This window comes from Flavobacterium piscisymbiosum (assembly GCF_020905295.1).
In the GTDB taxonomy this organism is placed as follows: domain Bacteria; phylum Bacteroidota; class Bacteroidia; order Flavobacteriales; family Flavobacteriaceae; genus Flavobacterium; species Flavobacterium piscisymbiosum.
Genome location: NZ_JAJJMM010000001.1, coordinates 2,970,020 through 2,995,310, shown reverse-complemented (window position 1 = coordinate 2,995,310; position 25,291 = coordinate 2,970,020). Strand labels below are relative to the sequence as shown.

General features: G+C 33.9%; 17 protein-coding genes. 6 read left to right on the top strand and 11 right to left on the bottom strand.

What is annotated here, in order from left to right; translation table 11 throughout:
* Position 1: 1 nt before the first annotated feature.
* Positions 2-2,650, bottom strand: a complete 2,649-nt coding sequence (locus LNP81_RS13065; RefSeq protein ID WP_230036456.1) for a T9SS type B sorting domain-containing protein — start codon at positions 2,648-2,650, stop codon at positions 2-4.
* 159 nt (positions 2,651-2,809) lie between these two features.
* A complete protein-coding gene (locus LNP81_RS13060) occupies positions 2,810-4,135 on the bottom strand; it encodes a PDZ domain-containing protein (RefSeq protein WP_230036454.1) in 1,326 nt (441 codons plus the stop codon).
* A 122-nt stretch (positions 4,136-4,257) separates the two neighbouring features.
* Here LNP81_RS13060 and LNP81_RS13055 point away from each other — a divergent pair, with 122 nt between their 5' ends.
* The 6 genes from LNP81_RS13055 (at position 4,258) to lgt (ending at position 9,548) form a co-directional block, all read left to right on the top strand.
* Complete coding sequence (locus LNP81_RS13055; RefSeq protein ID WP_230036452.1) at positions 4,258-5,454, top strand: pyridoxal phosphate-dependent aminotransferase; 1,197 nt, start codon at positions 4,258-4,260, stop codon at positions 5,452-5,454.
* Between the two features lie 202 nt (positions 5,455-5,656).
* Positions 5,657-6,328: a GTP cyclohydrolase I FolE gene (folE, locus tag LNP81_RS13050; RefSeq protein ID WP_065448260.1), complete on the top strand. Its 672-nt coding sequence runs from the start codon at positions 5,657-5,659 to the stop codon at positions 6,326-6,328.
* Between the two features lie 34 nt (positions 6,329-6,362).
* Entirely contained in the window at positions 6,363-6,752 is a 390-nt protein-coding gene (locus LNP81_RS13045) for a four helix bundle protein (protein ID WP_230036450.1), read from the top strand.
* Positions 6,753-6,811: 59 nt separating this feature from the next.
* Positions 6,812-8,290 (top strand): cysteine--tRNA ligase, encoded by a 1,479-nt coding sequence (gene cysS / locus LNP81_RS13040; protein ID WP_230036448.1) that lies wholly within the window; start codon positions 6,812-6,814, stop codon positions 8,288-8,290.
* Between the two features lie 22 nt (positions 8,291-8,312).
* Complete coding sequence (yidD, locus tag LNP81_RS13035) at positions 8,313-8,552, top strand: membrane protein insertion efficiency factor YidD (RefSeq protein ID WP_230036446.1); 240 nt, start codon at positions 8,313-8,315, stop codon at positions 8,550-8,552.
* Positions 8,553-8,615: 63 nt separating this feature from the next.
* Complete coding sequence (gene lgt, locus LNP81_RS13030) at positions 8,616-9,548, top strand: prolipoprotein diacylglyceryl transferase (protein ID WP_230036443.1); 933 nt, start codon at positions 8,616-8,618, stop codon at positions 9,546-9,548.
* 54 nt (positions 9,549-9,602) lie between these two features.
* Here lgt and LNP81_RS13025 read toward each other — a convergent pair whose 3' ends face one another.
* From LNP81_RS13025 to LNP81_RS12985, 9 genes are all read right to left on the bottom strand, one after another.
* Positions 9,603-10,217, bottom strand: a complete 615-nt coding sequence (locus LNP81_RS13025) for an acyloxyacyl hydrolase (protein ID WP_230036441.1) — start codon at positions 10,215-10,217, stop codon at positions 9,603-9,605.
* A gap of 83 nt (positions 10,218-10,300) precedes the next feature.
* Positions 10,301-13,291, bottom strand: coding sequence for a protein translocase subunit SecDF (secDF, locus tag LNP81_RS13020; protein WP_230036439.1), 2,991 nt, complete (start codon positions 13,289-13,291; stop codon positions 10,301-10,303).
* 228 nt (positions 13,292-13,519) lie between these two features.
* Entirely contained in the window at positions 13,520-14,455 is a 936-nt protein-coding gene (gene mdh / locus LNP81_RS13015) for a malate dehydrogenase (protein ID WP_194616482.1), read from the bottom strand.
* Between the two features lie 109 nt (positions 14,456-14,564).
* On the bottom strand, positions 14,565-16,505 hold the full coding sequence (gyrB, locus tag LNP81_RS13010) for a DNA topoisomerase (ATP-hydrolyzing) subunit B (RefSeq protein ID WP_230036437.1): 1,941 nt from the start codon (positions 16,503-16,505) through the stop codon (positions 14,565-14,567).
* A gap of 355 nt (positions 16,506-16,860) precedes the next feature.
* Positions 16,861-19,599, bottom strand: coding sequence for a M16 family metallopeptidase (locus tag LNP81_RS13005; RefSeq protein ID WP_230036435.1), 2,739 nt, complete (start codon positions 19,597-19,599; stop codon positions 16,861-16,863).
* A gap of 296 nt (positions 19,600-19,895) precedes the next feature.
* Positions 19,896-21,512 carry an asparagine synthase B gene (gene asnB / locus LNP81_RS13000; RefSeq protein ID WP_230036433.1) on the bottom strand — a complete coding sequence of 539 codons (1,617 nt, stop codon included), beginning with the start codon at positions 21,510-21,512 and terminating at the stop codon, positions 19,896-19,898.
* Positions 21,513-21,837: 325 nt separating this feature from the next.
* Positions 21,838-23,514 (bottom strand): asparagine synthase B, encoded by a 1,677-nt coding sequence (asnB, locus tag LNP81_RS12995; protein ID WP_055098428.1) that lies wholly within the window; start codon positions 23,512-23,514, stop codon positions 21,838-21,840.
* A 577-nt stretch (positions 23,515-24,091) separates the two neighbouring features.
* Positions 24,092-24,541, bottom strand: a complete 450-nt coding sequence (locus LNP81_RS12990; protein WP_230036431.1) for a GreA/GreB family elongation factor — start codon at positions 24,539-24,541, stop codon at positions 24,092-24,094.
* A gap of 64 nt (positions 24,542-24,605) precedes the next feature.
* A complete protein-coding gene (locus LNP81_RS12985; protein ID WP_230036429.1) occupies positions 24,606-25,136 on the bottom strand; it encodes a GNAT family N-acetyltransferase in 531 nt (176 codons plus the stop codon).
* Between the last annotated feature and the right edge of the window lie 155 nt (positions 25,137-25,291).

The following is a 25,291-nucleotide window of genomic DNA, read 5'->3' as shown; positions in this document are numbered from 1 at the left end:
ATTATCTATTGAGGTAAAGTCGGCCTTGCTGTGCTTTTCTACTGTCTTTATTAAAATTGACAATATAAAAATAGACTCCGTTTGGCGCTATTCCGTCTCCAAAACCTGCAGCTTCAGAATTTCTTCCGTCCCAATTGGGTTTATTTGCATTTCCTTTAAACATTACATTTCCATATCTATTGAAAATTTCAAGCGTATAATCCGGGTATAAATATTCAATATCAGGAATTCTGAACGTATCATTAACATTATCTCCATTTGGCGAAAATCCGTCAGGAATAAAAAAAGCATATTCTGCAGGATCACATTCGGTTAATGAAACGGTAACTTCTAAGACGCTATCCGAAATACAATCGGTCACGCTCGAAAGATCGTATCCGTAATAAGTAGCTTTATCAACAAGCAAAGTAGTCGAAGCCAATAAATTACCATTATTTTGAGCATCATACCACGAAACCGTCGAAGGTACATTTGTCGCCTTTGAAAGATCTGAAATTGCTGGATTTTTTAGTCCGCAAAAATTTTGTCCGTCAGGATTTAAAGTTGGTGCGGAAGTATCTTTTACTACTACCGAAATCATACTGGCTGGCGATGTACAATTTGCCGCAGAAGTTTCGGTAACATATAGGTCTTCAGATTTTAAAAGATAAGTATCTGCAAGCGGCGTGGTTAAAGCTGCAGAATTATACCATTTATATTGCGGCCCACGCGGTGTTAAATTCGCAATTGTTGCTCTGTCTACTTTGCAAAAATCAGGCGGATTAACTGCAACTGGCGCCAACGGAATAGGATTTACTAAAAAGCTATCTAATATATTGGTCAAAATACTGCCACAACCTGTAATATCATTCGTTAAATAAGTAGCCGAAATTACAGTAGAACCTGTATTTGCAAGTAAAGCTGACGGAATTACAAAACTGGCGTTCCCGTTTACAACAGTTAAATCGACAGTTTGTGCTGTCGAAGTGTTATTATCTAAAAGTACATAAGAAAGTTTCACTTTTGTTAAGGTTCCTAAGCCTGAAACACTAGCAGTAAAAACTCCGTTTAAACAATCATCATTAACCAGCACTTTTACATTTGTAACAACAGGCAAAGGATTAATTGTCAGGTTTCCTATAACATTTGCTGTATTACTACATTGCGGAGTTGGATTTGTAATATTGGTGATATTAGTAATTGTAATTACTGATAATCCACTTTTTGCGTTTAAGCTTCCCGGAATTTCAAAACTGGCTTTTCCTCCTACAGCTGTTATAGTGGCAGTTTGCGCTGTCGCTACATTATCGCCATTAATCTTGTAAACGATACGATACTTACCATCGGTTAATAAAGTGGCATTCGAAATTTGAATTGTTGCAATATCGTTCTGGCAAACTGCGCTGGCAGTTATTACAGCATTATCTAAACGCGGCAAAGGAGAAATATTTATATCATAAGAAAAAGGACTAAATATAGTGACACACTTTTTTGGGCCGACCGTTGGAATAATACTTGTTATGTTGACAGTAAACTTACCAACCTTTTGAAAATATGCAGATTTAATTGGAAAATTAACTACTCCGTTTAGGAAATTTACCGTTACCGTTTCTGATCCTCCTGTTGGACCTGCTACATTAAAAGTAATTTTATATTCTCCGTCAGGAATACCATCAGGACCTTCTGTAATTTTTGCCGAATAAGTAGCGGTAGCCATCTCACTTTCGCAAATATCTTTAAGCACAACAAGTGTTGTACCTGTAAAATCAATTCTTTTTTCGAGTGTAATGGTTACAAATGCAGTTCTGTCGGTACAGATATTTTGGTTAGGAACCGCAAGAACGGTGTACGTATAATTCAAATCACCCGCTCCATACTTATCAAACAATTCCTTAAGATTAATATTATGATCTGATCGTGAAATGATATCAGGCCCTTTCCAAACACCACCAGGATCTTCATCTTTAAGTGATTCAAACATATCATAATTGGTATAACTGTCCAAATCTGTAGTTCCGCATAATGTAAGTTCTTGTGGGTTTCCCTCTTCAGGCGTCCTTACAATGGTGACATATACAGTTGTAATTAGCGGCGTAGACGGGCAATCGGGCACGAGCGGCACCTCATACGTAAATTGACGTGTTTCTGTTGGGGTTGTAATATATCTAATATTAATGGAAGGTGACCCCAGAATCGCGCCTGCAGCATCTCGCCAGATTCCGTTTTCATGAGGTCCCATAACAGTACTATCAAATGCCGTAAAAAGATTAAAGCTGCCGGCAAGACTACATACCGTAGCTTTAGATCCAACTCCTACATAAGCACCAATAGTAAGTGTTATTGTTGCTGTATTATCTGTACATCCCGCAACATCAGGAGCAGTATAGGTGTAATGGTAAACACCACCTTCTTTAATAAGTTGTGCATTTAGATTTCCGGTGATAGAATCCAAACCTCTAAAATTATTATCGTCTGTCCATTTTCCGCCAGCAGTTGGAGAACCTCCCAGTAATGAAAATAAAGAAATATTTTGATTAGCTGAATTCTGAATGTCACAAATTATTTTTTGTGCATCATCTCCAGCACATTGTGCATAAATTTTTGAGGGTAAAACCGATAAAAAAACAAAAAACAATACAATTTGTAAGAAATTAGTGTAGTTTTTAACCATAAAGTGTTATTTTAGGATAAACATAATAAATTATTAACGTTCATTAAACAAAAAACACAATTTAATAGTTAATTTTTCACAAAACACAAACAAAACGTAAAATTAATAGCAATACTATTCAATTTTGTTTAGATTTTTAATTAATTGTTTTTTAGCTTTTTATAATTCATCTTCAAGCTTAAATCTAAATTTTAAAATAAGACTGTTTCTTTCTACTTCAAGATTAATCCAAATATCTTCTTCAGATTTTAATAGGTTATTTATTTGTTCAAGACTGTATTTATAAGGTAAATTTTTGTTTATACTTACAAGAATGTCACCTTTTTGCAATCCGCATTTTTCGGCAGCTGAGTTTTTACGGATATTGACAATTTCATAAACAGGTTTTAATGAAAATTTGTATCTAAAATTACCATCTTTTTTTTCATTACTTGTAACTTCATCTAATGTTGAAGCCACTTTTACCATCTCTAAATGAACCGTTTCCTGAACCCATTGAAGGCCGTTGTGCTGAATTGTGATTCCGCTTTTATTATAAGTAAAGGGTTCAGAAAATTTACTGTTTTTTTTAAGATACATTTTCTTATCTGCATAATCCAGAACTACGGTAAACCTTTTTAAAACTTCTCCGCCAACAGACCCTATTCGATCCGGAACCATTTTTACATTTTTAATAGAACTTGAATCGGGAAAAGAGACAATTGGTTTTTTAAAATTAAAATCATCAATAAAAAAATTATCAATTTTAGCCCTGTGTCCTTCAATATCGCCACTAAATCCTTTTCCTAAAAAGTCAGGAAAATTCTTTATGGGCAATTTAATTTTATTATTTTCAAAAATCCAAAAAGCATCACTGTTACCAATATCGATCAGTAATTTGGCCGGTACTTTGTTATCATCGACAATTGCCGTGGCATAAATATAAGGTTTGGATCTTTCTATAGTTATAGGAACTGTTTTGAATTTTTTATCTAGTTTTTGTTTGGTTTGTTCGTTGTTTAAATGCACAACTATCCTCTTTTTTTGATAATTGATTTCTACAATATTATTTTTAAAAAATTTATATCCTATGATACCGTTTACCGCAATCCCTATATGTGAAGACAAATTAAAACTCTGGTCTAAAATAATATAAACCAAATGATTACTAGATTTTAAACCATGGGATTCTAAAACATTATTTGTCGATTTCAGACCCTCTATTTCGGCTTCACTTCCTAAACCGCGTAGTTTTATTTTCTGAATATTATTAAAACTCACTTCCTGCCTTTCTTCCATACTAAACAAGATCGTTTCTTCGACACCGGAATCGAGCAGGAAATTTAATTCAATACCATTTACTTTTATTGGAATAAAAATAAGGTTATTAATCAGTTTGAAGGGAATAGTAACCTTGCTACTGTGCTTATCAATCAAAAAATCACCTTGTGCCATAAGTGACAAAGATGTCAAAAGCCCAAAAAACAACATGAAATATTTTTTCATTGATAATATTTTATGATAAAATTACTAAAAATATTGATAATTGTTACATTTTAATAAGTACCTGTAATGTTTACGTTAAATTCGAAAAAAAAATGCAAATTTGCACTTCAATAATAAAACTCATGCCAACAATTTCACACAAAGGCAGAAACATGCCCGAATCACCGATACGTAAACTTGCTCCTTTTGCAGATCTTGCAAAACAAAAAGAAAAAAAAGTGTATCACTTAAACATTGGTCAACCGGATATCAAGACACCCGAAGTGGCCATCGAGGCGGTAAAAAATATTGATTTAACTCTTATAGAATACAGTCCGTCTGCCGGATATGAAAGTTATAGAAAAAAATTAGCTCAATTTTACCAACGTCAAAACGTAAATGTTAACTCAGAAGACATCATTGTTACTACTGGTGGCTCTGAAGCCTTATTGTTTGCATTGGCCACAATTACAGATCCGGGAGATGAAATTATTATTCCGGAACCTTTTTATGCTAATTATCATGCGTTTGCATCGTCTACAAGTGCAACTGTAATTCCTGTTATTTCTACGATCGAAACTGGATTTGCATTGCCAAGTATTGAAGATGTTGAAAAATTGATTACACCAAAAACCAAAGCGATTTTAATTTGTAATCCTGGTAATCCAACGGGTTATTTATATTCTGAAGCCGAGATAAAACAATTAGCCGGCTTAATAAAAAAACACGATTTGTATTTAATTGCTGACGAGGTTTATCGTGAGTTTTTATACGATGGCGATGATGTTCATTATTCTGTGATGAATCTTGAGGATGTTCAGCAAAATGTAATCATGGTCGATTCTGTATCAAAACGTTACAGTATGTGCGGAGCAAGAATTGGATGTTTGATTACTAAAAATAAAGATGTTTTAGCCACCGTAATGAAATTTGCACAGGCGCGTTTAAGTCCGCCAACAATTGAGCAAATTGCCTGCGAAGCTGCGATAGATACGCCACAAAGTTATTTTGATGAAGTAATATCAGAATATAAGGGCCGTCGTGATACTTTGATTACAGAATTGAATAAAATTGAAGGTGTTATTGTTACCAAACCCAAAGGCGCTTTTTATTGCATTGCACAATTGCCTATAGAAAACTCTGAAGATTTTGCACAATGGCTTCTTGAAACTTACGATCTTAATGGCGAAACTGTTATGGTTGCTCCTGCCGCAGGATTTTATTCGACTCCGGGAATGGGATTGAATCAGGTAAGAATTGCTTATGTCTTAAACAAAAAAGATTTAGTGACTGCTGTAAACATTTTAAAAGAAGCACTTTTGGTTTACAACAAAAAATAAATATTAAAAAACAAAAACCTTCAAAAGACAATAACACCTTATGTTATTGTCTTTTGTGTTTTAAAAAAATACCATTTTGGTTTTAATTTAAATTATATCCAAAAAGGAACGATTAAATAGTAAAAACGATAGAAAAGGTTTCCTTTTTATTAATTATCTTTACCGCCTTAAAAAGATATACCCATCATAATAGTAGTTTTTAATGATAAATAACGAAGATTTTTTAGACGAAATAGGAGACAATCATTTTAGCAGCAACGCACAAAACCCTGTAAGACAGGATGCTTTTGATTTAAGCGATGATGAAAAAATAGAAAGAATAAAAAAAGATGTTGAAAATATCCTGCAGACTTTAGGAATGGATTTAACGGATGACAGCATAAAAGGTACTCCAAACCGAGTAGCAAAAATGTTTGTAAAGGAAATTTTTGGTGGTCTTAATCCTTCAAAACAACCAAAAGCTTCAACTTTTGATAATAATTACAAATACGGTGAAATGTTAGTCGAGAAAAACATTACCGTTTATTCTACCTGCGAACACCATTTATTACCCATTATCGGACGCGCGCATGTTGCTTACATTTCGAGCGGAAGAGTGATTGGTTTATCAAAAATGAACCGAATTGTAGAATATTATGCCAAAAGACCTCAGGTTCAGGAGCGTTTAACAATGCAAATTGTTCAGGAATTACAAAAAGCTTTAGGTACTGAAGATGTTGCTTGCGTTATCGATGCCAAACACCTTTGTGTAAACTCAAGAGGAATTAAAGATATCGAGAGCAGCACTGTAACGTCTGAATTTGGTGGAAAATTCAAAGATCCTCAAACGAAGAGAGAATTTTTAGATTATATTAAATTAGACACTCAATTTTAAGAAGTTTATTGTTTTTAGTTTATAGTTTGTTGTTATGGCGAAAATAGAAAAATTCGAAGATTTAGAAATTTGGAGATTGGCTAGAGAAATCTGCCAAAAAATAGAATTCCTAATCCAAAACACGAACTTAAAAACAAACTATTCTTTAAAAGATCAGATTGACAGAAGTTCAGGCTCTATTATGGATAATATTGCTGAAGGTTTTGAACGAAATGGCAATAGAGAATTTATCCAATTTCTTAGTATTGCAAAAGGTTCAGCTGGAGAAGTAAAATCACAGTCCTATAGAGCTTTTGATAAAAAATTGATTACCGAAGAACAACATTCTAAATTGAATGAAATAGTTGAATTAGAAAAGAACAAAATCGGTGCGATGATGAACTATCTAAACAATTGTGAAATCAAAGGATTAAAATTCAAATAGCTTTTTTTCGACCCAAAACTAAAAACAATAAACCACAAACAACAAACTATAAAGTAGATATGCCATTATACACATCACAGCCTCTAAAAATATACAATTCACTTTCGGGTGAAAAAGAAAATTTCAAACCAATCCATGAAGGAAATGTTGGAATGTATGTTTGCGGACCTACGGTTTATAGCAATGTACACTTAGGAAATGTGAGAACTTTTATGTCTTTTGATGTGATATTCAGATATTTTCTACACCTTGATTACAAGGTTCGTTACGTTCGTAATATTACTGATGTTGGACATATTGTAGACGATGTTGATGAAGGTGAAGATAAAATTGCCAAAAAAGCACGTTTAGAGCAACTGGAACCTATGGAGGTTGTACAGCGCTATACGGTAGATTTTCATGATATCCTAAAATCTTTCAACTTTTTACCGCCAAGCATCGAACCTACTGCTACGGGACATATTATTGAACAAATCGAAATTATCAAAAAAATCATTGATACCGGAATTGGTTATGAAGCCAACGGATCTGTTTATTTTGATGTTGTAAAATATAACGAAAATCATAATTACGGAGTTTTAAGCGGCCGAAATATCGAAGATATGTTAGCCAATACCCGTGATCTTGATGGTCAGTCTGATAAAAGAAATCCCCAGGATTTTGCTCTTTGGAAAAAAGCAGAACCGGAACATATCATGAGATGGCCTTCACCTTGGAGCGATGGTTTTCCTGGCTGGCACCTTGAATGTACTGCTATGAGCACCAAATATTTGGGTAATCATTTTGACATTCACGGAGGTGGAATGGATTTAAAATTCCCTCATCATGAATGTGAAATTGCTCAAAACGAAGCTTGTACAGGTCAGTCTCCGGTAAATTACTGGATGCATGCCAATATGCTGACCCTTAACGGTAAAAAAATGGCCAAATCGACTGGAAATAATATTTTACCAGGCGAGATTTTAAGTGGTGACAATACTATTTTAAGTAAAGCTTTTTCAGCTTCTGTAACACGTTTTTTTATGTTACAGGCGCATTACAGAAGTATTCTGGATTTTTCTGACGATGCTATTGTTGCAGCCGAAAAAGGATATAAAAGATTGATGGAAGCTGTTGATGCCTTACCAGGTATTTCGGCAAGTACCACTAGTTCTATAGATATTGCTTCATGGAAGCAATTGTCTTACGATGCCATGAATGACGATTTCAATACTCCTATTTTAATCGCGCAATTGTTCGAGGCTGTTCGTTATATCAATTTACTGAAAGAAGGAAAAGAAACGATTTCTGCCGAAGATCTAACTTCATTTGCAACTGCCATTAATGCTTTTGTTTTTGATGTTTTAGGTTTAAGTGATGACAAAGGTGCTGATGCTAATAATGATAAATTAGAAGGTGTTGTAAATATGCTTATTGGAATGAGAAATCAAGCCAGAGCCGATAAAAACTTTGCACTTTCTGACCAAATTCGCGATCAGTTGATTGCTTTGGGAATTCAGTTAAAAGACGGAAAAGAAGGCACAAGCTTTTCTATATAATCAAATCATTTTCTAATAAATCATGAAAGTAACTACTCCATTTGTTTTATTAGTGCGCTTTTATCAAACTGCAATTTCGCCTTTTACACCGGCAAGCTGCAGGTTCGAACCAACATGCTCGAGCTATATGATTCAGGCACTACAAACTCATGGATTATTTTATGGCGGATATCTGGGAATAAAACGAATTTTGAGTTGTAATCCCTGGGGAAGAACCGGCTACGATCCAGTTCCCGAAAAGAAATGTTCACATAAACATTAACTTTTTATAAAGACCAACTATACTTTAAATATTTATTTTTACAACACAAAAACAATTTAATATATGACACTTTCTTCAAATATCATTTGGAATCCTTCAGAAGGAATCGACTTAGGATTTTTTATGATTCGTTACTACAGTTTAATGTTCGTAATCGCTTTTGGATTAGGCTGGTTCATAATGAAAAAGATTTTTGAACGCGAAAATGAATCACTAGATAAATTAGACTCTTTATTTGTCTGGACTGTTTTAGCAACTTTGATAGGCGCACGTTTGGGACATGTTTTATTTTACGATTGGGAATATTTCAGAAATCATTTACTTGAAATCTTCCTGCCATTTAGATTTGAACCAAAATTTGAATTTACCGGTTTTCAAGGCTTAGCAAGCCATGGTGCAGCAATTGCTATTATAATTGCAATGTACTATTACAGCAAAAAAATATTAAAACGTTCTTTATTATGGATTTTAGATCGTGTAGTTATTCCTGTAGCGAGTGGTGCTATTTTTATTCGTCTTGGAAATTTCTTCAATTCTGAAATTATCGGAAAAGAAACTGATTCTGCATTCGGGATTCGTTTTTTACATGATCAGTTTAGTAAAAATGAAGCTGTAAACGCAACACAAATTGCAGATCCAAAAGCAGCTTACACTGCAATTGCAACAGATCCTAAATTCGCCGAGTTATTAGCTCAGGTTCCTGCAAAACACCCAACACAACTATATGAAGGTATTGCCTATATATTTGTTTTCGCTACTTTATATTTCTTGTACTGGAAAACAAATGCAAGACTTAAATCAGGATTATTGTTCGGATTGTTTTTGGTTCTTTTATTTGTAGTTCGTTTTATAGTAGAATTTGTAAAAGAAAGCCAGGGAGGAATCGAAGAAGAATTAGGCATTTTCTCTACAGGACAATGGTTAAGTATTCCTTTTATCATTATAGGTTTGTTTTTTATTATTAGAGCGCAAAGAAATCCTTTAGCTGCATCTTAAAATAATATTCAAAATAAAAAAAGCCCAAAATCTTAGATTTTGGGCTTTTTCTTTTTATAAACCATACGAAATACCTATTTCAATATTCTTTGTATTGTAGCCCGCATTTTCACTATTTAATCCTGCATTAGATACGTGCCGAATACTCGGTCGAATATCAAACCTAAACTGATCTACTTTAGCAGATATTCCAAAAGCTAAAACATCTGCAAAAGCAAACCCATCAGACATTCTTTCGGTTTCAGTATCTGTAATCATGGGTCCGATACTTCCTAAAACATAAATTGAGAATATTTTACCTATTGGCTTTCTTACCAGAAATCCAAAATTTAAAACGTACTCATGAACATCCTTCAATTTGGTATATTCTTCTCTTTTTTCGATATAATCAGGCGTTTCAGGCTTTACAAAATAAAAGTTAAGCAATTGATGTATAGCAAAATTAATTTCCGGCTGCACCAAAATTTCATATTGAAAGTGTTTCGTTTCTTTAATTCGATAATACAATTGGGTTTTATAAAAGTGATTGGTAAAAGTGTAGTTGCTGTTACTGAATTCACTTCCAAAACCGTAATTAAGGCCTATCGCAATTTTACCCTTTTTATCTTGTGCAAAAGCATAAAACACAACACAAAGAAACAATATAACAAACAGTAATTTTTTACTCATAAACAACTCTTTATAAGTCTAAATATAGCACAAAAAAAAGATCCAACTTTCGTTGGATCTTTTTAATTTATATAAACCTGCAATTATGCTTGTTTGTGTTTTTCTTCAATTGTGTGTTTCTCATCAGTTGAAATCGTGTCTACCAATACTGGTGTAGCGATAAATAATGAAGAGTAAGTTCCTACCACGATACCTACTAACATCGCGAAGATAAATCCTCTGATAGATTCTCCACCAAAGATAAACATCGTTAATAATACAATGATCATCATTAATGACGTATTCAATGTTCTTGATAATGTAGTATTAATAGAAGCGTTTACGATATCTTCGAAGCTACCTTTACGGTTTCCGATGATAAACTCTCTCACCCTGTCAAATACAATTACGGTATCATTCATAGAATAACCAATAACAGTAAGAATTGCAGCGATAAAGTGCTGATCCATTTCCATGTGGAAAGGCATGAATTTATAACATAAAGAGTAGATACCTAATACAAAGATAACGTCATGCGCTACAGCTGCGATCGCTCCTAATGAATATTGCCATTTACGGAAAGAAACCATTAAGTATAAGAAGATTGCTGCCATTGCACCAAGAACCGCCCAGTATGAGTTAGTTTTGATATCCTCAGAGATAGAAGCTCCAACTTTAGAAGCTTGCAATACACCGATTCTTTTACCATCAAATGAGTTGATGAATTTATCGTAAGAAGTGTTTGGGTAATACTTTTGCAATGCATTGTATAATTTCTGATTCACTTCTTCGTCGATAGCAACACCGTCTTCTTTAATCTTATATTTTGTAGTGATTTTTAATTGATCATCATCACCTAAAATTTTAGCTTCAACAGGAGTTCCAAAAGCTGCAGATAACTCATCTGAAACTGTTGTAGCATCAATTGCTTTTTCAAATTTCACCTGGAATGTTCTTCCTCCAACGAAATCAACACCTTCATCTAATCCGTTAACGAAGAAGATAGAAGTTAAACTTACTACAACTACAATAGAAGAGAAAATATAAGTGAATTTTTTGATTTTAATAAAGTCAAAGTGGAAGTTTGTAAACCAGTTTTTAGTAATGTTTGTAGAGAAAGTTAAATCACCTTTTCCAGCAATATTTCTGTCGATAAAAATTCTAGCGATAAAGATTGACGTAAACATTGAAGTTACGATACCAATAAGTAAAGTTAAAGCAAAACCTTTAATTGGTCCTGTTCCAAAAATAAACAAGATAGCTCCAGTTAAAACGTGTGTTACGTTCGCATCAATAATAGAACGCATTGCTCCGTGCCATCCGTAAGAAGCAGCAACTGCCTCAGACAGTGATTTACCTTCACGTAATTCTTCTTTTGCTCTTTCATAGATAATAATGTTCGCATCTACCGCTGTACCTAATGTAAGTACGATACCTGCAATACCTGGTAATGTAAGTACAAAACCAAAACTTGCCATAATTCCGAATAAGAAAAGTAAGTTCAATAATAACGCAAGGTTAGCATACCAACCTGCTTTACCATAATAGAAAACCATCCAGATACAAACTAATAAAAATCCTAATACAGATGAAATTGTACCTGCATCAATTGCAGCCTGACCTAAAGATGGCCCTACAACAGTTGACTGAACAATATCAGCAGAAGCTGGTAATTTACCTGCATTTAATACGTTAGCTAAATCTTTAGTTTCAGCAACATCAAAAGATCCTGTAATTTCAGATCTACCTCCGGCAATTGGCCCACTAGTAACACCAGGAGCAGAATATACGATGTTATCTAAAACAATAGCAATATATCCTTTTTGAGAGAAAGCTCTACCTGTTAATTCTTCCCAAACTTTAGCACCCTGACTGTTCATTTGCATAGAAACAGCTGGTTTTCCTAATTGGTCAAAAGTATCTTTTGCATCAGTAACAACTCCACCGCTCATCGCAGGAACGTTATCTCTGTTACCTTTTAAAGCATATAATTCAACTACTTCAAGATCTTTAGCCGTTTTTACATCTTTTGCTTGTGGGTCTTTTATAGTAGTTGGTTTACTCCATACAAATTTTGCATTGTGCTGATCAGCACCTAATAAAACTCTGATATCTGCTCTTTTGAAATAGCTGTTTACAGCAGCAGTATCTTTTGGAGCGAAGTAACCTAAAACTGGTCCACCACCCTGGCTTAACATTTTATCAAATAAAGGATTGTTTCCTTTTTTAGTACTAACTGAATCTTTAGCATCAGTCAATAAAGCATTCAATGAATCTTTAGCAACAGTTTTAGTTTCTGTTTTTTTGATTTCAGTCTTTTTTAAAGCTTCGTTAGCAGCTACTAAAAAGTTTCCAACTTCTTCAATTTTATAAGTTTCCCAAAACTCTAATTGAGCTTTTCCACCTAATAATTTTTTAATTCTATCAACATCTTTAGCACCTGGAAGCTCTACTAAGATTCTTCCTGTTTCTCCTAATTTCTGGATGTTTGGTTGTGTAACACCAAATTTATCGATACGCTCTCTTAATACTTTGTAAGCACTTTCAACAGACTCATCAACTTTTCTTTTGATTACTTTTTGAACCTGTGAATCAGACATTTGAAAATCGATTCCACCTTCTCCTTGTAAACTTCTATTTGCAAAAATATCAGGTGAAGCTAATCTTGTAGTTCCGTTTGAATTCGCTTCAAAAGCTTCAAAAAACTTATTTAAGTAAGTTTTGTTTCCTTCTAAATTTGCACTTGCATCAGCTAATGATTTATTAAATACCGGATTTTTAGAATTGTTAGCTAAACCTTTCAAAACATCTTTAATAGAAATTTGAAGAATCACGTTGATTCCTCCTTCTAAGTCAAGACCTTTATTAAGTTGTTTGTTTTTTACTTCATTATAAGTAAAATCCGAAAAACCAAGGTTCAACACTTTTTCTTTACCAATAGAATCTAAATATTTTAATTCTTTGTCAGGATTATCTCCTGCAAAGGCTTTAGCTTCACTTTTGACATTATTTGCCACAAAAGTGAAAGAAAGTTGGTAAATACTTACCAATGCAAATAGAATTGCGAAAAATTTAATAAGTCCTTTATTCTGCATTATTACTAAAAATTAATTATGTTTTATTGTTTGTTTTTGGTTTTAAATTCCCTAAAAATAAGCCCTGACATGAGTTTTTAAAACTAAAAAATCGAGATCACGAATTACAACATTTTTTTTAAACCGAGCAAATATATAATTCTCGAAATGATTAACCAATTTATTTATTAATTAATCTTAAAAAAAAGACTGCAAAAGTGCAGTCTTCTCCTTTTTTTTCGAAAATCGTTATACTAAAATCGATTTTAAAGCGTCATTCATTCCACGAACTGCATCTGCACTTTTAGCAAATAAAGCTTTCTCCTGCTCGTTTAATTTGATGTCTAAAATTTCTTCTACTCCGTTTTTACCTATTATACAAGGCACTCCTATACATATATCATTTTGACCATATTCTCCTTCAACAAAAACAGAACAGGCAATCATTTTTTTCTGATCGTTTAAAATACTATCTACAAGAAAGGCAACAGAAGCTCCTGGCGCATACCATGCTGATGTTCCCAAAAGACCTGTAAGAGTCGCTCCGCCTACCATTGTATCGGCAGCAACTTTTTGCAATACTTCTTCTGAAAGAAATTCTGTTACCGGAATTCCGTTATAAGAAGCCAAACGTGTTAAAGGAATCATAGTAGTATCACCATGACCTCCAATAACCATTGCAGAGATATCATTTGCAGGTTTATCAAGAGCCAAAGAGAGATATGTTCTGAAACGAGAACTGTCTAACGCTCCACCCATACCAATAATTCTGTTTTTTGGTAATCCTGTAGCTTTTAAAGCTAAATAAGTCATAGTATCCATTGGATTAGAAACTACAACAATTATAGTATTTGGAGAAAATTTCAATACATTCTCAGCAACTGTTTTTACAATTCCTGCGTTTATACCAATCAATTCTTCACGAGTCATTCCTGGTTTTCTTGGAATTCCTGATGTAATCACTACTACATCACTTCCGGCAGTTTTAGAATAATCATTGGTTACACCAGATACTTTGGTATTAAAACCTGTATTTGTTGCACATTGCATAATATCCAACGCTTTCCCTTCGGCAAAACCTTCTTTAATATCCAACAACACTACTTCGCTTGCAATTCCTCTATAAGAAATAACATCTGCACATGTAGCTCCAACATTTCCTGCTCCTACAATGGTAACTTTCATATTTTATACTTTATCGGTTATTAATTAATTTGTTTATTTGATAAATCGACAATTCGTTTAATCGTCTAAGTAAATTTAAACAATTAAACGAATTGATGATTAAAAATTATTATGCATCGATATTAGCGTAAACAGCATTTTTCTCGATAAACTCTCTACGTGGCGGAACCTCATCTCCCATTAACATTGAGAAAACTCTATCGGCTTCGGCTAAACTATCAATAGTTACCTGACGTAAAGTTCTAAATCCAGGATCCATTGTAGTTTCCCATAATTGCTCCGCGTTCATCTCTCCAAGACCTTTATAACGTTGAATAGCAGCACTTCCTCCCATTCTTTCGTTTGCCTGATCACGTTGAACGTCGTTCCATGCGTACTCTTTTTTGTTTCCTTTTTTAACCATATACAAAGGTGGAGCTGCAATGTAAACGTGACCTTCTTCGATTAGTTCTTTCATAAAACGGAAGAAGAACGTTAATATTAAGGTAGAAATGTGACTACCATCGACATCGGCATCACACATGATGATTACTTTATGATATCTTAGTTTTTCAAGATTTAAGGCTTTACTGTCTTCTGCAGTACCAACGGTAACTCCAAGAGCAGTAAAGATGTTACGAATCTCTTCGTTTTCGAATACTTTGTGATGCATCGCTTTCTCGACATTCAAAATCTTACCACGTAATGGTAAAATTGCCTGAAAGTTACGATCACGACCTTGTTTTGCTGTTCCACCAGCCGAATCTCCCTCGACAAGGTAAACCTCACATCTTGCAGGATCCTGCTCAGAACAATCTGAAAGTTTTCCTGGCAATCCACCGCCACCCATAACGGTTTTACGTTGTACCATTTCACGTGCTTTTTTAGCAGCGTGACGGGCTTGTGCAGCCAAAATTACTTTTTGGATAATGATTCGGGCATCATTTGGATTTTCTTCCAGATAATTTTCTAACATTTCTCCAACGGCCTGAGAAACAGGAGAAACTACTTCTCTGTTTCCAAGTTTAGTTTTGGTTTGTCCTTCGAATTGTGGCTCTTGTACTTTTACCGAAATAATAGCAGTTAATCCTTCACGGAAGTCATCTCCCGCAATTTCGAATTTCAATTTATCCAACATTCCGGATGCATCTGCGTATTTTTTAAGGGTTCTTGTTAAACCACTTCTAAAACCTTGTAAATGCGTTCCTCCTTCGTGTGTATTAATATTATTTACGTATGAGAAAATATTCTCTGTATAACTTGTATTGTAAATTAAGGCAACCTCAACCGGAATCTCCCCTTTTTCGTGATCCATGCTGATAACGTGAGAAATAATTGGCTCACGGTTACCATCTAAATAACGAATGTATTCTTTAAGACCTTCGTCTGAATGAAAAACTTCAACCTTAAATTCACCTTTTTCATCTACTTCTCTTTTATCTGTAAACGTGATTGTGATTCCTTTATTCAAGAAAGAAAGCTCACGCATACGAGCCGATAATGTATCATAAGAGAACTCTGTAGTCTGAGTAAAGATCGTATCATCAGGGTAAAAAGTCTGACGTGTACCTCTTTTATCTGTTTCTCCAATTTGTTTAACAGGATAAATTGCTTTACCTCTTTCGTACTCCTGCTCATAGATTTTACCTTCTCTAAAAACAGTAGATTTCATATGAACCGAAAGTGCATTTACAACTGAAACCCCAACACCGTGTAAACCTCCGGAAACTTTATAAGAATCCTTATCAAATTTACCTCCGGCACCAATCTTGGTCATTACTACTTCAAGTGCCGAAACACCTTCTTTTTTATGTAAATCAACTGGAATACCACGACCGTTATCTTCAACTGTTACTGAACCGTCTTCGTTAATTGCAACACCAATGGTATCACAATGTCCTCCCATCGCCTCATCAATAGAGTTATCAACAACCTCATAAACCAAATGATGTAGCCCTCGAACACCCACATCTCCAATATACATCGATGGACGCATTCTTACGTGCTCCATTCCTTCTAATGCCTGAATACTATCTGCTGAATAATTGTTCTTCTTGATTTCTTCGCTCATATAATTTATTCTAAAAAATGTAATTATTGTCTAACACGCAAATATATAAAAACGCAAATTATATATCCGTTAAAATACCATATAAAGCACTTAAGTTATTAACACAATTAGCTAAAAAACCAAAAAATAAATTCTAAATCGGAAATAAATCGCATTTTTTTGAAATTCCAAAACTTTAAATTGAAATTCCACAAAACAAATTCCAAATTCCAAACCTTTAAATCGAAATTTGAAAAACGAAAAATGACAAAAACAAAAATCCGAAATAACAATTTAATGTTACTTCGGATTTTTAATTTACCTCAATTTGAATTGGCCCCGAGGCTTCGGGATCAAAAAATTGGAATTTTACTCTTTATGATTTCTTATTAAAATCTCCCGCATAAATCGAAGTCATTTTTTCTAAGCTTAAATACTTTCTTAAAACAGCATTTACGTCTTCTACTTTCAACGCTTTAACTTTAGCTTCAAGTTCATCATAATCTTCTAAAGGAATTCCGTATTGAAGATAGCTATTGGTTAAACTAATCAACATCATATCATTTCCTAATCTTGTTTTTCTTTCGTTAAGCCAGCTTACTAAATTTGATTTCACTTCTTCAGCCGTAAATCCGTCTTTTAGTGCTTTTGCAATTTCTTCTTTTGTTGCTGCTTCAACTGCACCTTTTTTCGTTGGATTCAGGAATGCATAATATTCCCAAAATGCAACCTCGCTTACAACCGGAATACTAATAAACGAACCTGCACCGTAACTAATTCCTTCTTTTTCTCTTAATCTCATTGGAATTCTGGCGCTTAAAAATCCACCACTTCCAAGAATTTCATTCGCCATTACAAATGCAGGATAATCAGGGCTTTTCAAATTCATTTTAAAAGCAATTTTACCCGTTGCAACCGCATTTTCCTTGTCTGGAGTAATATAATCTTTATCTATCTTTTTAGTCTCTGAATACGTTGGTAAAGCAAGAGCATATTTAGACTTAGAATTCCATTTACCAAAAGTATTTTCAAGAATTTGTCCTGTTTCTTTGGCATCTAAATCTCCAACAACAGTTCCTAATCCATTATTTCCTCCAAAGATATTGGTATAAAAATCAACTATTTCAGATTGTTTTATTTTTTTATAAGCATCAATTTGCTCCTGAACTGTCGAAGTATAAAAAATACTTCCTTTTGGATAATTTGATGTTAATCTTGAAACTTCGATAAAAGCAATCGACTGAGGATCATTAAGATTTGATTCTAAATAAGTATTGTACTCATTGATCGTTTTGGTTAATTCATTTTCAGGAAAAGTAGAATTCACTAACAAATCTCCCAAAATATCCATTACCCCCTTAAAACTTTCTTTGTAAGTATTAATGTTGATTGACAAAGTCTGGCCTGAATAATCAAAGTATATACTTGATTTTAATTGATCTAACTGATCACTAATTTGTTCTTTTGTTCTGGTTTTTGTACCTGTTTTCATTAATTGAGCAAGAATAGATCCTATATCTCCTTTACCCTCTAAATCTTTTTCGTTACTCACCGGAAATTTAAAACTAGCCTGAACTTTTCCGCCTTTTATTTCTTTTTTGATTAAGCCATATTTTGCTCCGTTACTAAGTTTTCCTTCTACAAAATTTTGTTTTAAATTTTTGATCGAAGCTTCAAATGAAGCAGCTTCTTTTTCTAAAGCTTTTCCTTTATAATCTTTTGTTACCGCTACTATTTGCTCATCTGTATATTCGACAGGTTTTAATCTTTGCTCATCCTTAGACGGAATAAATATACCAACTGTTCTATTGTTGCTTCTAAAATATTTCTCAGCAACTCTTTGTATATCTTCTTTGGTTAGATTTTCGACAACATCTCTGTATAAAAACCCTAATCTGTAATCTCCTGCTCCAACAATTTCAGTAAGATTTATAGCAAACGAAATGGTATTATTTTTTATACCATCAAGTTGTTTTATAATTTTTGCTTTTGCTCTGGCTACATCTTCATCAGTATATTTAGTCGTTGCAATTTTATCCAACTCTGTTCTTACCAATTCTTTAGTCGCTTTTATATCTTTATCATTAGGAACCGCTACGCCAAAATACACATAACTTGCGTCTCTGGTGGTTGGCTGCCAATAATAAACACTAGACACTTTTTGAGTCTCTATTAATGATTTATACAAATATCCGGATGGATCCGAAGTTAAAATCTCACCCAAAGCATCAATTGCAGCATAATCCTTGTCTACATAAGCTGCTGTATGATACACAGCTCCAATATTTTTACTATCTCCAGCTCTGTTAAGTTCTACAAATTTTTCACCATCTTGCGCCGGTTCAACGGTATATGTTTTATCCAAAACTCTTTTTGGTTTTGGAATCGCTCCAAAATATTGCCCAACATATTGTAACGCTTTTTGCTCATCAAACTTACCGGCAATTATTAAAGTAGAATTGTCAGGCTGATAATACTTTTCGTAAAAAGCCCTAAGCGTAGTTGCTTTTACTCTTTCTATATCTTCTTTACTTCCTATCGTACTATTTCCGTAATTGTGCCACAAATAAGCCGTCGAAAGTATTCTTTCCTGTAATACGCGATCCGGATTATTCTCTCCTATTTCAAACTCGTTTCTTACTACTGAAAACTCTTTAGATAAATCTGCCTGCAAAATAGTCGCGTTTATCATTCGATCTGCTTCCATTTCGATACTCCATTTTAAGTTTTCATCACTTGATGGAAAAACTTCGTAGTAATTCGTTCTGTCCAGCCAAGTCGTTCCGTTGGCATTTCCTCCTTTATCTGAAAGCATTTTTTTAATGTCTCCCAAATTTTTGGTGCTTTTAAAAAGCATGTGCTCCAGCAAATGCGCCATACCTTTTTCGCCATAACCTTCATTTCTGGAACCTACATTGTAAACAATATTTACAACCATATTGCTTTGCGAAGCATCCGGAATTAAAAGAACTTTCAATCCGTTATTCAACGAATATTCTTTTACACCTTCGACATTTTTAATGTATTTTGGGGCTTCTGTCTTTTTCTGCGCATAAACAGGAGACAATGAAACAAGAGAACAGCATAAAACGCTGCTAAATAGTAAGTTTCTCATAGATTATAGTTAAAGTATTAGTTAATTTTTGGTAATCAAATATAGCTTTTTTCCTAAATACGATATTAACATTAACTTACTTTTAGTAATTTACGGCAAACCGTAAAGCTAAAATTCAGGCATAAAAAAAATCCGAAATAAGCACTTTAAATGCTCTTTCGGATTCTTTTATTTCTTTCCAAAACTGGAATTTAGAATTTATTTTTTTGAAATTTTATAATTAGAAATGTTGCTTCATATTCCTATTATTCGATTCCAAATTGGAATTTTGAATTTATTTATTAGAATTTGAAATACTAAACCGTTACTCCGGCTTTCGAAATTTCAACATCTGCTTTTACGTGAGCGGCATTTGCTCTTCCGCTTGGATCTTGGTTTTCCTGCCATTTCGGAATCCATTTTCGAACGGTTTGCGCGGCGCTAACCTGTGGATAAAATTTATGAAAAATAGATCTGTAAAGATAAGCCTCTTTTGTTGTTGGCGAATTATACGGAAATTCAGCACTTGCTCCAGCCAATTGCTCGTCTGAAACCTGTGTTGCGCAGTACTTGATCAATTCGTCGATCCAATTGTAACCTACTCCATCAGAAAACTGTTCTTTTTGTCTCCATAAAACTTCAGCAGGCAAATAGGGATTTTCAGTTGTATCGAATGCTTTTCTTAAAATATATTTCTCTATACCATCGTATGTTTTGGGCTGCTTTTCTTCGGTTTTAATTCGAATGGCAACATCTAAAAAATCTTTGTCTAAAAACGGAATTCTGGCTTCTAGTCCGTGCGCCATTGTTGTTTTATCGGCACGTAATAAATCGGCAGTAAATAACTTCTGTACCCTTTCGATAGTTTCATCCTGAAATTCTTCTGCTGATGGTGCATTTCTAAAATACAAATGACCTCCAAAAACCTCATCAGCGCCTTCACCGGAAAGAATTACTTTTATTCCCTGATCGGCTATGGCTTTCGATAATAAATACATTGGAACTCCGGATCTTACTGAAATGATATCGTAAGTCTCGATATGATAAATTACTTTTTCTAAAATAGCTACGCCTTCTTCTACCGTAAAATGTATTTCGTGATGCTCTGTTCCTAAAAATTCAGCGGCTTTTCTTGCCACAGCATTATCAGGCGAATTCGCATCTAAACCAATAGAAAACGAATGTAGTTTTTGTCCGTTATCTTTTAATATTCGGGATGCAATCGCAGATGTTAAGGATGAATCTAAACCTCCTGAAAGCAATACACCAACAGGAACTTCGCTCATTAAACGTTTACGTGTAGCATCGATTAATGATTCACGAACCAAATCAAGATCTAAAGATTTATTCGCATTCGAATGATCTTCGTACTCCGGATTATAATATTTTACGAAACCTGTTTTACCGGTATAATAATGTCCCGGAGGAAAAGTCGAAAATGACTTACACTGATCTGCAATTGATTTCATTTCTGAAGAAAAATAAATTCTTCCTCTCTCGTCCAGTCCGTAATATAAAGGTTTAACACCAACAGCATCTCTTGCTGCGATATAATTATCACCATCGATAATCACAAAAGCAAAATCACCATCAAGCATATTACAAAACTTGTATCCAAATTCTTCGTACAAATGCACGATTACTTCAGAATCTGATTTTGTTCTAAAAGTATGCTCTTTTAAAACCGTGTCTTTTAATTCCTGGTAGTTATAAATTTCTCCGTCATGCACCATCCAGGCTTTATTTGTCCCCTGAATAGGTTGTTTACCTGATTTAAGATCAATAATTGACAGGCTCTCATGGCAAATAATACTGCCATTTTCCATAATGTGCAAATCACTTTCATCAGGACCACGATGCGACATTCTTGAAGAAAGCTCTTTTACAAGTTGCGGGTCTTTTCCTTTACCAATAACAGCCAATAATCCAGACATACTATTCTATTTTTTTTATTTCTTTTAATTTTTACTCACAACTAAAAGGGGCAAGCCTAATATAAAACCTTTTTATAATTCACTAATATTCAGCTAAAACCAAATATTATTTTCAACTTTTATGTACTTATATCGCTACAATACAAGCTGCTTAATATTATTTCGGCGAATGCCAAATATAAAAAAGAAACTTAAATAATTATTGAAAAATAATTTTAAGTCACTGAAATAATAGAATTTAACATTATAAGACAAGAAAAACGCTCTCAGGATTGAGAACGTCTTTCGGAAATATAATATATACTAATTCTAAAAATTCTTGTTTTTATGCTTTCGCGTAAGCGTCATCATGCACACTTGCTACAGCTCTTCCAGATGGATCGTTCATGTTTTTGAATGCTTCATCCCACTCCAAAGCAATTTTTGTACTACAAGCCACACTTGCTTCCTGAGGCACACATAAAGCTGCTGCATCACTTGGGAAATGTTCTGCAAAGATTGAACGATAGTAATATTCTTCTTTAGAAGTTGGTGTTTGCAATGGGAATTTGTATTTCGCATTTGCCAATTGTTCATCCGAGACTTCTTTGGCTACCACTTCTTTCAAAGTATCGATCCAGCTGTATCCTACTCCATCAGAAAATTGTTCTTTTTGTCTCCATGCTACACTTTCCGGCAACATATCTTCAAAAGCTTTACGAACTACCCATTTTTCCATTGGATGTTCTTTGTTGATCATTTTATCTTGTGGGTTGATGCGCATTGCAACATCCATAAATTCTTTATCTAAAAACGGTACACGACCTTCAATTCCCCAGGCTGCTAAACTTTTGTTCGCACGCAAACAATCGTACATATGAAGTTTACCTAATTTACGAACGTTTTCTTCGTGAAATTCTCTTGCGTTTGGCGCTTTATGGAAATATAAATATCCTCCAAATAATTCATCTGCACCTTCACCAGATAATACCATTTTAATTCCCATTGATTTAATAACTCTCGCCATTAACCACATTGGAGTCGATGCTCTTACCGTAGTTACATCATAAGTTTCTAAGTTGTAAATTACATCACGAACAGCATCTAAACCTTCCTGAATTGTAAATTTAATTTCATGGTGAATCGTTCCGATATGTTTTGCTACAATTTGCGCTGCTGCTAAATCCGGAGAACCATCTAGTCCTACCGAGAAAGAGTGCAATTGTGGGTACCAGGCATCTGTTGTATCATCTGACTCAATACGTTTTTGTGCAAATTTTTTGGCTACAGCCGAAGTAATAGACGAATCTAAACCTCCTGAAAGTAAAACTCCGTAAGGAACATCACTCATTAATTGTCTGTGAACCGCTGCTTCAAGTGCTTCTTTAATCGCAGGAATACTTGTTTCATTGTCTTTTACTGCATCATAATCTGTCCAGTCTCTTTTGTACCATTGTACAAATTCACCATCTTTACTAGTCATATAATGTCCCGGAGGGAATAATTGAATTTTTGTACAATATCCTTCTAAAGCTTTCAATTCAGAAGCTACATAAAAAGTTCCGTGTTGATCCCAACCAATATATAATGGAATAATTCCCATATGGTCACGAGCAATAAAATACTCATCTTTCTCAACATCATAAATCGCAAATCCGAAGATTCCGTTCATTTCATCTACAAAGTGAGGTCCTTTTTCTTTATATAATGCTAAGATAACTTCGCAGTCACTTTCTGTTTGAAAATTATATTTCCCTTCAAATTGTTTACGCAATTCTCTGTGGTTGTAAATCTCACCATTTGCAGCCAAAACCAATTTTTTATCTTCTGTAAATAAAGGTTGTTTTCCTGAAGCTGGATCTACAATCGCCAAACGCTCGTGAGAAAGAATTGCTTTATCATTGCTGTAAATTCCGCTCCAGTCTGGTCCGCGGTGACGAATGATTTTAGACATTTCTAATACTTGAGGTCTTAATGTTTCGGCTTTTTGTTTTAGATCAAAGGCACATACTATTCCACACATAATTCTATATTTTTATTTGTAAATTTTATTTTGATAGGGCAAAGATGCATTAATGGTTACAATTGAAAAACACAAACATTCATTTAAGTTATAATTTAAAATCATAAAACTGTTTTTACATATAAAATGTAAAATTTTAACACTAAAAAAAGCCTCAAACTTAAAGATTTCAATTTTAAGCTTAATCAGAAGTAAAAAAGCAATGTTTTCAAGAAATAATTGAATTAAATTTTATAATATTTTAAAAACAATAAAAGATTCTCAAAGACAAGAATAGAAGTTGGTTTGAAATTGTGATTTTCATCGAAATTAAACAAATGCACGTATTGTTTTGTCATCCTGACGCAGGAAGGATCACGCTAGAAACTCCGCACAGTAAATCGATAATGATTGTCGGGTACCGTGTGTGATGAATGGATTAAAATCCATCCCTACAATATAAATCGAGCCTAAGGCTCTTTATGCAAAGTTCCGGAGGAACGGATTATTTTGTAGCAACGGATTTTAATCCGTTGAAGATTGCGAATAATATCCTTTTTAATCTGCTTAAATCTGTGAAATCTGCGTGAAACAACATTTACAAAACACTCTCAATAGTATAATGCGTCTTATTAATTTCAAAAGTAAACCCAACCTTATTCCCCATTAAATGAGAACCAAGCGGAGATTGCGGCGAAAGCGCAATAACATTGATACCATCAATAGCAATTTTAGGAAGTGCAACACTTACATACAAGTAGATTCCGTTTGCTTTTACCAAACTGCCTGAAATGATATTTTCAGTTGTTTTCGACGCATCAATTTTATCCAGAATCGCTTTTTGGGTTATTGCTTCTTTTAGTTTATTGGTGAGTTTTTCCTGCTCGATATGCATCATCGACAAAGCGGTTTCATGTTTGTCGCCTGCTGAACCTTTGGCATCGTTTTTAGAATCTTCGGTCAAAGCCGAAATCATGTCTCTGAAAACATCTATTCGGTCCTGAACCATTTGCAGGTAATGAGAATGTATTTTTTGTTTGAATTCCATTTAAAAAAGGTACTGAGGTTCTAAGCTACAAAGGTGCAAAGGTTTTTTATAGTTTGACGATTTTTTATTCAAAAAAAGCAGATGGATAAATCACTTTCCCTCTTACTCCTAATAATCCGTTTTCAGCTAAAATAACCACCATACAATTTTCCGCGGGAACATCAAAAGGCATTTCGATTCCATATTTACTGGTTAGTTCGTAACCAAATCTAGGATAATAATCTTCATGTCCTAGTAGTACAATTGACTTGTATCCCAATTCTTTTGCCACTTCGTGACTATGTAAAATTAATTTTGAGCCCACTCCTTTACCCTGAAATTCGGGTAGAACTGAAACCGGGGCCAATGCTAAAGATTCGATTGTATTGATATCATTTTCGATTTCAAGTTTCGATAATAAAATATGACCAACAATTTGATTATTCACCTCGGCAACAATCGATAATTCCGGAATAAAAGTATCTGATTTTCTTAATCTTTCTACTAAAAACTGTTCTTTATGATCACTGTATTCTTCATTCTCAAAAGCTTTTTCTATCAATTGAAAAACACTTTTATAATCATTTTCATTCTCTTGTCTTAATTTGATTTCCATCTTAACCTTTTTAATTATCAACTTATTTATCCGAAAGGACATAAGATCTTTGGATATTAAAGCTTTAACAATAACGCACAGAACACAAATATATAAACTTATTCTTACAATTGAAAAGTTTCAGGAATATGCCAATAGTGTCAAAAAAATTAACC